The sequence below is a fragment of the Chryseobacterium defluvii genome (genome assembly GCF_003634775.1).
Taxonomy (GTDB): domain Bacteria; phylum Bacteroidota; class Bacteroidia; order Flavobacteriales; family Weeksellaceae; genus Chryseobacterium; species Chryseobacterium defluvii.
On record NZ_RBXB01000003.1, the window covers coordinates 367005 to 378288 of the forward strand.

At 39.1% G+C, this 11284-nt stretch carries 6 protein-coding genes; 1 reads left to right on the plus strand and 5 read right to left on the minus strand.

Annotated features, from left to right (window positions below):
- The first annotated feature begins 16 nt into the window (after positions 1-16).
- Positions 17-2716, plus strand: coding sequence for a TonB-dependent receptor domain-containing protein (locus BCF58_RS13615; protein ID WP_121462360.1), 2700 nt, complete (start codon positions 17-19; stop codon positions 2714-2716).
- Positions 2717-2797: 81 nt separating this feature from the next.
- Here the strand turns inward: BCF58_RS13615 and BCF58_RS13620 are convergent, their stop codons facing one another.
- From BCF58_RS13620 to BCF58_RS13640, 5 genes are all read right to left on the minus strand, one after another.
- A complete protein-coding gene (locus BCF58_RS13620; RefSeq protein WP_121462361.1) occupies positions 2798-3295 on the minus strand; it encodes a cupin domain-containing protein in 498 nt (165 codons plus the stop codon).
- A 35-nt stretch (positions 3296-3330) separates the two neighbouring features.
- Positions 3331-5604 (minus strand): GH92 family glycosyl hydrolase, encoded by a 2274-nt coding sequence (locus tag BCF58_RS13625; protein WP_121462362.1) that lies wholly within the window; start codon positions 5602-5604, stop codon positions 3331-3333.
- Positions 5605-5625: 21 nt separating this feature from the next.
- The gene (locus tag BCF58_RS13630; RefSeq protein WP_121462363.1) at positions 5626-6483 is read right to left on the minus strand and encodes an ROK family protein; all 858 of its coding nucleotides are present in this window, start codon (positions 6481-6483) and stop codon (positions 5626-5628) included.
- 167 nt (positions 6484-6650) lie between these two features.
- The gene (locus BCF58_RS13635; protein ID WP_121462364.1) at positions 6651-9035 is read right to left on the minus strand and encodes an endo-beta-N-acetylglucosaminidase H; all 2385 of its coding nucleotides are present in this window, start codon (positions 9033-9035) and stop codon (positions 6651-6653) included.
- 70 nt (positions 9036-9105) lie between these two features.
- On the minus strand, positions 9106-11256 hold the full coding sequence (locus BCF58_RS13640; protein WP_121462365.1) for an endo-beta-N-acetylglucosaminidase H: 2151 nt from the start codon (positions 11254-11256) through the stop codon (positions 9106-9108).
- Positions 11257-11284: the final 28 nt, after the last annotated feature.

An 11284-nucleotide genomic window follows, 5' to 3' on the forward strand; every position in this document is an offset into this window, starting at 1 on the left:
TAAATTTTTAAACAAAATGAAATTATATATTTCCAAGTTAATTCTTGGTTTATTCTTATTATCAACACCATTTATTTTCGCTCAGAATCTATCAAAAAGTCAGTTTCAGGTAAAAGGAAACTGTGATATGTGTAAGGAAAGGATAGAAACAACTGCTAAAAAAGCAGGTGCTAAAGAAGCACGCTATTCTATTGATACCCAAACATTGACCTTAGAAACCGAGAGCAGTATTTCAACTGACGGGATTCTTAAAAAGGTAGCCGAAGCCGGTCACGACAATGAAAAATTCAAAGCAGCGGATGAAACGTATGAAGGCCTTCCGGGATGCTGCCATTATGAAAGGGATCTTCAACCTTCCGGCCAAAAAGAAGCACAGCATCATCAGCATAAAAAAGAGAATGAATTTTATGTAAAAGGAAATTGCGGTTCCTGCAAAGCTAGAATTGAAAAGGCGGCTAAAGATGCAGGAGCAGATGCAGCGGAATGGAGTGCAGAAAAACAAACCGTTATTTTACAGTTTGACGCTTCAAAAACCTCAGCAGATAAGATTTTGAAGAAGATTGCTGACGTAGGGCATGATAACGAAAAATACAAATCATCAGACAGTGTTTACAATGATCTTCCGGGATGTTGTCTTTATGACAGGGAAATTCCAATGGGAGCAGCCAATCCTAAAGTACATTTTGAAGAAAGTACAAAATCTGAACAAGGAAATCATGAGGATCACAACGAGGTATCAGAGAACAGCCATAGCTCGCATGAGAATGAAAGTAAAATTGAAGGAGTTACGGTATCCGGTTTTAAAACTCCAACTTCGTTAAATAAAAAAGAAGCCGGTTTAACTTTCAATATTGATAAGAAAGAGCTTTTGAAGGCTGCTTGTTGTAATTTATCTGAAAGTTTTGAGACCAATGCAACAGTAGATGTTTCTTTCAGCAATGCAGTTACCGGTACGAAACAATTAAAAATGTTAGGCCTGGATCAAAAATATACAAGCCTGACGAAAGAACTTTTACCTGAGATCAGAGGCCTTGCTTCTGCTTATGGTTTGAATTTCATTCCGGGAAGGTGGATTGAAAGCATTCAGCTGACAAAGGGAGGAAGCACCGTTACGAATGGGTATGAAAGTATTACCGGACAGATCAATACAGAACTTTTAAAAAACCCGGAAAAACCGGAAACTTCATTAAATCTTTTTTCGGATTTCAATGGACGGGCGGAAGCTAACTTTACAAGTGTTGCTCCTATTAATGAGAAGTGGTCACAAACTTTTTTATTACATGGTAACGGAACTTTCGGAAATACGGATATGAATGATGACGGGTTTCTGGACAGACCGAAGGGGACACAATTAAATGCAGCTTATCTATTAAATTATAACGATTTAGAGAAATCAGGACTAGGTTCGCATTTTGGAATTAATTTCATCAAAGATGAAAGAACAGCGGGACAGACTGCTTTCAACAAGCAATTGGATCAGGATGAGCAGTCAGCTTATGGAGTGGGAATCAACATTTCAAGATTCCAGGTGTGGAATAAAACAGGATATGTTTTCAAAGGAAAGCCCTATCAGAGTTTAGGATGGATGAACCAGTATGTGTATCATCAACAGGACAGTTTCTTCGGATTGAGAAATTATTCAGGAAAACAACATACTTACTATTCCAATTTAATCTTTGAAAGCATTCTCGGAAATACCAATCATAAATATAAAGCCGGAGCAAGTTTTATGTACGACGGATATGATGAAACCTATTTAACGGACCAGTTTAAAAGAAACGAAATTGTTCCGGGTATTTTTGCAGAATATACTTTAACAGGATTAAAATATACTTTAGTAGCGGGAGCAAGAACGGATTTTCATAATCTTGCAGGTACTCAGTTTACACCGAGACTGAATTTCAAATATGATTTCACTCCGCAGACTATTGTAAGGCTTTCTGCGGGAAGAGGATTCAGAACGGCCTCTGTTTTTGCAGAAAACCAACAGTATTTTGCTTCTAACCGTAGTATCCAGATTTTGCAAAACGGAGGGAATATTTATGGATTAAAACCTGAAATCGCATGGAACTATGGGGTAAGTTTACAACAGGAGTTTAAGCTTTTCGGAAGAAAATCTAGTATTGTAGCTGACTTTTTCAGAACAGATTTCCAGGATCAGGTTTTGGTAGATCTGGACAGATTGCCTCAACAATTAACGTTTTACAATCTTGAAGGGAAGTCTTTTGCCAACAGCTTTCAAACGCAATGGGATTTTACGCCTTTCAAAAATTTTGACGTAAGGCTAGCTTATAAATATTATGATGTTCAGGCGGACTATATGGATGGAAGAAGAGAAATTCCTTTTATGGCGAAGCACAGAGGATTTATGAATCTGGCTTATGCAACCGATAAAAACAGTAAAGGCGGATTCTGGAGCTTTGATACGACCTTAAACTGGGTAGGAAAACAAAGGCTTCCGGATATGGCTGATAATCCGGCAGAATTCCAGCTTCCTGCTTATTCTGAATCTTATGCCGTATTGAATGCTCAGATTTCAAGAAACTTCAATAAAAAGCTGAGGGCTTATTTAGGAGGGGAGAACCTGACTTCTTATCATCAGGAAAATCCTATTATAGACTATAAAAATCCTTTCGGAAATTATTTTGATGGCGGAATGGTCTATGCCCCGATTATGAAAGCTAACTTCTATGTAGGTCTGGACGTGACGTTTTAAAGGCAAGAAGCCGGGAGTATTGGCTGCCTCAATCTTCCGAACTAAATAAAAAACGGCTTCAATATTGAAGCCGTTTTTTATTTATCTTCCGAAATCGTCCTGTACTCTTACAATATCGTCTTCATCTGAAGGATTGGATGCATCGGTATGCTGCCAGATTTCAGCAACTACTCCCCATCCGTTTAAACCGATCAAACGGTGTCTTTCTCCCTGCTGAAGCTTTACCTGATCTTTTGGGTGATATTCCTGCAATTCTCCTTCTTCATCAGTATTACTTCTTTTGATTCCAACGGTTCCTTCAACCACCTGCCATATTTCGGCTCTTCTGTGATGATATTGCCAGCTTAATCTCGCGTTTGGGGCAACAAGAAGAATTTTTGGGCTCAGCTTTCCGCCTATTCTCAGATTTTCAACATCAATTCCGTCAAAATATTGATTGGCAAAATCCTGTGCCTGGTTTTCATCAATCACAAAAAAACCTCCCCAAGGTCTTGTATCATCTTTTGCGACAAGGTTGAACCCTTGTGAAGCCAACATGTTTTCTACTTTCTCAAATATTTGTTGTTTGTCTGCACTCATATCCTTTTCTCTTTTTAAATAGTATTTCTGTTTGTTTATTTCTCTTTTGACATGGAATACGGGAAATCTTTTTCCTGTGAACCTCTTTCTTTATTCGGCTGATCAGTCATATTGAAATCCAATACGGCTCCTTTCATCAGCTCTTTATGGCTTAACCAGTTTTTGGAATAAGGCTGAAGATTCACATTCAATGATTTCACGTAAAGATTTTTATTACTGTTTTGCGGCGCTTTTATTTCGATTTTTTTTCCGTTTTCCAAATGAACTATCGCTTGTTTAAATAACGGAGCTCCCAGAACATATTGATCTGTTGCCGGTGTCACCGGATAAAATCCTAATGCTGAAAATACATACCACGCGGAAGTCTGGCCATTATCTTCATCCCCACAATATCCATCTGGTGTTGCATAATATAGTTTATCCATTACCTGACGTACCCAATATTGTGTTTTGTAGGGTGCTCCTGCATAATTGTACAGGTAAATCATGTGTTGAATAGGCTGGTTGCCATGAGCATATTGTCCCATATTCATAATCTGCATTTCACGGATTTCATGAATGACACTTCCATAGTAGCTGTCATCAAAAATTGGCGGAAGTGAGAAAACCTCATCCAGTTTGGCTTCGAATTTCTTTTTTCCACCCATTAATTTTGAAAGTCCATCAATATCCTGGAAAACGGACCATGTATAGTGCCAACTATTTCCTTCGGTGAAGGCATCACCCCATTTGAAGGGATTGAATGGCGACTGAAACTTTCCGTCTTTATTTTTGCCTCGCATTAAACCTGATTCCGGATCAAACAGATTTTTATAATTGTAGGCTCTTTTTTTATAGATTTCAATTTCGGATTCCGGTTTTCCCAACGCTTTTCCTAATTGATAAATAGCAAAATCATCATACGCATACTCTAAGGTTCTGGCTGCATTTTCATTGATTTTCACATCATACGGAACATATCCTAATGTATTATAATATTCTACTCCTTCACGGCCAACCGCACTGACAGGACCTTCATGGTCTGCACCGTGTTTCACAGCCTGCCAAAGTGTTTCAATATCATACCCCCGAAGTCCTTTTATATAAGCATCTGCCACAACGGAAGCAGAATTGTTCCCGATCATAATGTCAGAATATCCGGGACTGCTCCATTCCGGCAAAAAGCCTCCTTCTTTGAATGCATTAGCCAATCCTTCCTGCATTTCAGCATTCATGCTTGGGTAGACTAAATTCAGGAAAGGATATAAAGCGCGGAAGGTATCCCAGAAACCCGTTCCGGCAAACATTCTGCCGTCTAATATTTTGCTGTTGTAAGGACTCCAGTGTTTTATTTTGTTCTGGGTATCAATCTCGTACAGCTTCTGTGGAAAAAATAAAGTTCTGTATAGAGAGGAGTAAAAAGTTCTCATCTGCTGATCGGTTCCTCCTTTTACTTCAATTTTCCCTAAGGTTTTGTTCCAGATATTTTTAGCATCGGTTTTTACCTGCTCAAAATTACGCTGTCCTATTTCTCTGCTCAGATTGAGTTCTGCCTGTTCAAAGCTGATGAATGAGGACGCTACTTTTGCATAAACGGCTTCTTTGTTTTTCAGCTTAAATCCAACGACTGCTCCTGCATGATCGCTGGTGATTTCCAGTTGCCCGTTGACAAATTGGTCATCTTTCCAGGCTGTCGTGAGATCAAAGTCTTTATTGAACTGAATAACGAAATAGTTTTTAAAGTTCTCATATTTCCCTCTGGAATATTTGGTAGTGTATCCCAGAATTTTTCTTTCTTTAGGAAGAATCTTAATGTAGGATCCTTTATTCAAAGCATCAATAACAACAAAAGCGCTGTCTGTCTTAGGAAAGTCAAATTTGAAAAAAGCAGCTCTTTCCGTGGGAGTAAATTCTGTAGTCACATTGATATCTGCCAGATAAACGCTGTAATAATAAGGTGTCGCCACTTCAGCTTTATGACTGAACCAGCTTGCACGGTCATCTTCTTTGAACTTTGGCTTACCTACTCCCGGCATGATGGCAAAAGCACCGTAATCATTCATCCAAGGAGAGGGTTGGTGAGTTTGCTTAAAACCTCTTATTTTATCTGCATCGTAGGTATACGCCCATCCGTCACCCATCTTCCCTGTTTGCGGTGTCCAGAGATTCATTCCCCAGGGAAGCCCTATTGCAGGGTATGTATTTCCATTGGATAAAGATGGTTTGGACTGAGTTCCCATCAAAGGATTGACATAATCGACGGGTGATAATTCCTGGCCAAACGCCAAGATATGTAATACAATAAAAAAGGTTGAAAATAGAGACTTCATGATAACTTTTTATTAGTTCTTTCAGATTTTCTTCAAGGCATAGCTTGCCGCGCCCAGAATAGCCGCATCTTCAAAGATGGCAGAAATTTTAACGGGCAGGCTGATATTATTTTTGATCAAGTTTTGATTGAATCTTTCCTTAAAATAAGGATAGGCTTTCGCAATATTTCCTCCTATGACTAAAACTTCGGGAGCATAAGATTTTACATATGTTATGATAAATTCTGCAAAAGAATCTGCATATTCATCAAACATTGCAGATTGTATTTCTTTGGGTTTTTCCAATAAGTCCTTGGTTCCTGAAATCTGTTTTCCGGTTAATTCAGCATAGCGCCTGATAAACCAACGTGTTGCCAGGTAATCTTCACTTATGGAGCCTTTTAACGGGGAATCCCACAAATCTTCATCTGTGGCAGCAATTCCATTGTAAAAAGTAGTTCCAAGCCCTGTTCCTAATGTTACTCCAAAAATCTTTTTGTAATCTTTCACACAACCGCCGAATACTTCTCCTTCCAAGAATGCCGCCGCATCATTTACGAAATGAATCTGAGCACTGGAAATGGAAAGTCTTTTGGCTAATTCTTCTTTAATATTAACCTGGTAAATATCCATGAATTTACCTTGCTGCATGAGAGAAATCCCCTTCTCATAGTCGAAGGGACCAGGCATCGCAATCCCAATCAAAAGATTATCTTTCACCAGATCATGTGTGGCTTTCTCTATGGCGGACACCCATGCGAGAAGGATAACTTCCCGGGGTTCAAAAGAATCGACATGCTCCCTGATGTAGGTTGAACTCATAATTTCACGTTTCCCGGGATGCACCTGAGCCATCGTGATATGTGAACCGCCAATGTCTATTCCTAGTATATTTTGCATTATTTTCTTCCTTTATTTTTACTCATCAGATCGCCCTGTGAATTACAATAGACAAACAAGAAAGCAAGTTAAGTATTTTCATACGAAAATTGCCTCTTGTTGCCCATCTTAGACTCCACTTTAAATCCTAATTTTTAATTTTCCGTTACGTATGTTTCATTTATGACTTATTTCACAATTACTCTTCCGGAAGTGGCAGTCTGATTTTTTGTTGATTTTATTGTATAGATATAAGTACCGCTTGATAAGTTGTGAGTATTTATGGCAGTATTATTTCTATCTATCGTTTGTTTTTTAATAAATTTCCCCGAGATATCATACAGCGATACTTCACTTACGGAATTATCTTTAATGGTAAAATAAATATTCTCCCCTCTTTTAACAGGATTCGGATAGACTCCGATTTCATTTTTCAAATCAATGTTTTGTGTGGATAGTGAAGTGGTGCAAGCTACATCCGTATTCCAGTTGGAGTTGGTCATATTTACCAAAGTGGCAAAATGAGTATTGGCTGTTGTGTCTAGCGCTCCATTTCCACTGCCTTCATCCATTTTCCAGTTGGCTTCAAGCCCAGTTGAGTTAGGCGCAACATTGCAGTTATTATTTAAAATCTCCTGGGCTGTCAATGCTTTTTTCCAAACCCTGAACTCATCCAGGAAGCCATTCAGTGTTCTTGAGTTATCATAGTTTCTTGCAAGGTAAAGAATTCCGTTTGCTGTAAAATTACCTGTAGCATTGGAACTTGCATCAAGATTACCATTGATATAAATCTTCATAGAAGCGCCATCGTAAGTAGCCGCCACATGATACCATGTATTGGTACTCAATCCGGTATTACTGTTGAGCTTTACCTGTGATGATCCAAAGCTTAATATAAATTGTAGCTTGTTATTGGCAAGATTTCCGTCACCAAATCTTAAGATAGCTGAATTATTATCTCCCACTTCGATACCCATTACGGATGAAATGTAAGGGAAAGCAGACTTAAATGAATTCACTTTTACCCAGCCTTCAAATGTCAACGCATTCCCGCTAAGATTGAACTGTCCGGCATTAAGATAGGTGGTGCTGCCATTAAACGTAAGCGACCTTGCTCCCGGGCTTTGAACCGGTGTAAACCCGCTGTTGAATGATGCTTCCGCTGAATACCCGGAATTTGTTGAACCACATACCGCCTGTACTTTCCATACATAATTGGTATTTTGTGTTAAATTCTGAAGACTATATGTGTTGGTGGTAATATTCTGAATTTCAGTCCATGTGGAAGCAGCTGCCGTTTTATATTGCAGGGTGTATGAAGAGGCTGTTCCCACCCAGGACAACTGGGTTGTATTACCCAAAAAGCTTCCCGATGTAAGACCTGAAGGAATTGCGCATCCGTTTCCCGAATTAAATCTTGGGGCAAAAATGTAGGTACTCGTTAATGTCGGTGAACAGTTAGATTGTATTCTCCAGTCATAGTTTGTATTCAATGTAAGATTATTGACTGTAATATTATTTCCGGAATAATTGCTGGCAACATTGGTCCAGGTGGTTGAATTGGCAGGTTTATAATCAATAGTATAGGTTTGAGAGCCACTGGATGTCCAGTTTAATTGGGCTGAAGTTCCTGTAATGTTGGTCGCTTCCAGTCCTAAAGGCGGATCACAGGTTGCCCCTTGTGTCCAGGAATATAAAGAGCCACTCAATACGGTGTTTTCACCATAGAGAATATTGGATCCCGTACTTAAATAGCTGGCTGCATTGGTTCCTTTCAAATCATACCACATAAATACTCCGTAGCCATCATTAATAGTATTAGTCGCCAGATTTGCAAGAGTAGATGTAGAGGTATTATTAATCCAGGTTGCTGCAGCAGAAAGCTTGGCATTCGTAAGAGGCGGTACATTAGGAGCACTGTATGTGCCATAATAGGCATTCCAGCTGTAATCTATATAATTTCCGGCGGCATCGCCATTGTAAGACTGTCTTGTGGTTGCAGGTCCTAGGTAATAAAAAGTAATCAGCTTATCCGGCATAGCAGCTTTCAGTTCTTGAAGAAGCATTACAAATGAGCTGTTATTGGGCTGTCCTGTTCCGTTATTTCCGTAGCCTGCATATTCATCATCCAGATCAACGCCATCCAGACCATAGGTGTATACGGTATGGGCAATTTGCAAAGCAAAATCGCGCGCTGCTTCACGGGTTGGGAAATTACAGATCCCCGCTCCCTGATGGTTTCCTAAAATATCCAGCAATACCTTTATTCCTTTTTGCTGTAAAGGTTTTACATAGGTATTGACATCATTCAAAACCTTTGATACGTTGTTATTATTGGAAATGTAAGCTCTGCTTTTGGACACATCATAATTAATGTTAGCCGCAAAAATAATAGCAACATTGAATAACTGCTTGTTGCTTGTCTGCAGAGTATAGGAGCCCGCATTCAGGATGTTATTGTTGTTCACTTCTACATAGCATATTCCCAAAGGATTAAGCTGTTGCGCATTGATCAGGGTTTTTGTCTGAAAAATGAGCATCAGAAGAACAATAAGAAAAGATTTTTGTTTCATAGTATAGTACGTTTTATAAGTAATAAACCAGGGAATTTTAATTACAATAAAACTCCCTGATTTTGATGTATTATTTTACCATCAGCCTTTCAACCTGCTTCAGGCTTCCATTCTGAGATTCAAATTGAATGATATAATTACCTGCAGACAGTTTAGACGGATTATATGGATTATCTCCAACACTTAATGTTTGGGTTTCCACAATATTTCCACTCAAACTATAAACCGTTAATTTCCCTTTATTGAATTCTGCCGGAACAGAAATAGTAAGCTGGGAAGATCTGCTTACAGGATTCGGATACAGCCTTACTTGCTTTTTAACAGCCTGTTCATTAATAATTTGCTTTTGAGTTTCTGCAGCTATTGAACCTTTTTGAGTACTGGTTGTACACGGTACATCTGTTCCCCAGTTGGTAGAATCAACTCCTGTTAACGTTAATGAAACTCCATTTCCTGAAGTATCCTGAACGGATGTTCCGCTCCCTTCATTAAATTTCCAATACGCCGAAAGAGAAGTGGCAGGAAGTGTCACATTACACATTTTCTGACTGATTTCTGTCTGGCTTAAAGCCCTCTTCCAAACTCTTACCTCATCTATCTTACCATTGAAATTTCTGGATGTATTGTATGAATACCCTACATTAAATGCTCCGTTGGAATTGATGCTTCCGGTTTGAGATCTGCTTGCATCAAGAACACCATTGATATAAATTTTCATCGCAGCACCATCATAGGTTGCCGCCACATGATACCAAGTATTGACATTCAGAGCTGTAGTGGAAGCCAGTTTTTGCTGTACATTATTTATACTTACGACAAACTGAAGCTTGTTATTAGCCAGATTACCATCTCCCAATCTTAATAAGGCAGAATTGCTATCACTTACTTCTGTTCCCATGATAGAAGAAATATAAGGGAAAGCAGACTTGAAAGATGAAGGTTTTATCCAGCCTTCAAATGATAATGCAGAACCACTTAAAGTGAGATTCCCTGCGGAACCAGATTCGCTGCTACCGTCTAAAGAAAGAGAGTAATTTCCTGTTGGAGTCACTACACCTGTTCCGCTGTTAAATCTTGGGGCAAACATATAGGTGCTTTTTACGCTGCAATTTGTTCTGATTCTCCAGTCGTATTCCGTATTTGCCGTTAAGCCGGATATCGTTAAAGAAGTGGCTGTTGTTGCCGTTGCAGCATTAATCCAGGTACTGGAAGTGGCCGGTTTATAATCTACATCATAAGTATTAGTTCCTACAGCGGTCCAATTCAATTTTGCACTTGTCCCCGTAAGGTTACTTGTGAATAATCCTATAGGAGCATCACAGTTGGTTCCCTGTGTCCATGATTGCAAAGGAGTGCTTAAAACAGTCTGTTCTCCGTATAATGTCTGGGTACCTGCTGAAAGCTGTGTGGTTTCATTAGTTCCATGAAGGTCATACCAGAGGAATAATCCGTAGCCGCCGTTTTTGGTTTGATTTGCTAAACTGGTCGTCGTGGAGTTAGAAGTATTTCCCAACCATACTGCCGCAGGAGAAATCTGCGCATTGGTAAGAGGCGGTACATTTGGAGCAGAAAAAGTACCGTACATGGCATTCCAGCTATAGTTGATATAATCCCCTGCTCTATATCCATTCCAGGAAAGCCTTGAAGCAGCGGGGCCGTAGTAATAAAATGAAATGATTTTATCCGGCAGTAACGCTCTCAATTCCTGTACAAGCATTACAAATGAGCTTGAATTAGGCTGCCCTGTTCCGTTATTTCCATAATCTGAGTACTCATCATCAAAATCAATTCCGTCCAAACCATATGTATTCACAGTGTGGGCCAGCTGTAAAGCAAAATCTTTTGCCGCTTCCCGGGTTGGAAAGTTACAGATCCCCGCACCCTGATGGTTCCCCAGAACAGTTAATACCACTTTAATCCCTTTATCCTGAAGCGGTTTGATATAGGTTTGTGCATTGGTAAGTACTTTGGTTACATTGTTATTAGAATACAAATATGCTCTTCCTTTACTTGTATCATAATTGATGTTGGCAGCAAAAATATTCACAACACCAAATAAGTATTTATTCGATGTTTGCAGTTTGTATGCTCCTGCATTCAGGATATTGTTGTTATTCACTTCTACATAGCAGATTCCCATAGGATTAAGCTGTGCCTTGATCAGAAATTTTGCCTGAAATGCTAATACAATCAGTACAAAAAGAATGGATTTTTTTTTCATAGTACAATTTATTTGGTTGTTTTTTTAT

What these genes read in the sequence shown, in the direction of transcription:
- BCF58_RS13615 (WP_121462360.1), top strand. Translation starts at nt 17, where the DNA reads ATGAAATTATATATTTCCAAGTTAATTCTTGGTTTATTCTTATTATCA.
- BCF58_RS13620 (WP_121462361.1), bottom strand. Translation starts at nt 3,295, where the DNA reads ATGAGTGCAGACAAACAACAAATATTTGAGAAAGTAGAAAACATGTTG.
- BCF58_RS13625 (WP_121462362.1), bottom strand. Translation starts at nt 5,604, where the DNA reads ATGAAGTCTCTATTTTCAACCTTTTTTATTGTATTACATATCTTGGCG.
- BCF58_RS13630 (WP_121462363.1), bottom strand. Translation starts at nt 6,483, where the DNA reads ATGCAAAATATACTAGGAATAGACATTGGCGGTTCACATATCACGATG.
- BCF58_RS13635 (WP_121462364.1), bottom strand. Translation starts at nt 9,035, where the DNA reads ATGAAACAAAAATCTTTTCTTATTGTTCTTCTGATGCTCATTTTTCAG.
- BCF58_RS13640 (WP_121462365.1), bottom strand. Translation starts at nt 11,256, where the DNA reads ATGAAAAAAAAATCCATTCTTTTTGTACTGATTGTATTAGCATTTCAG.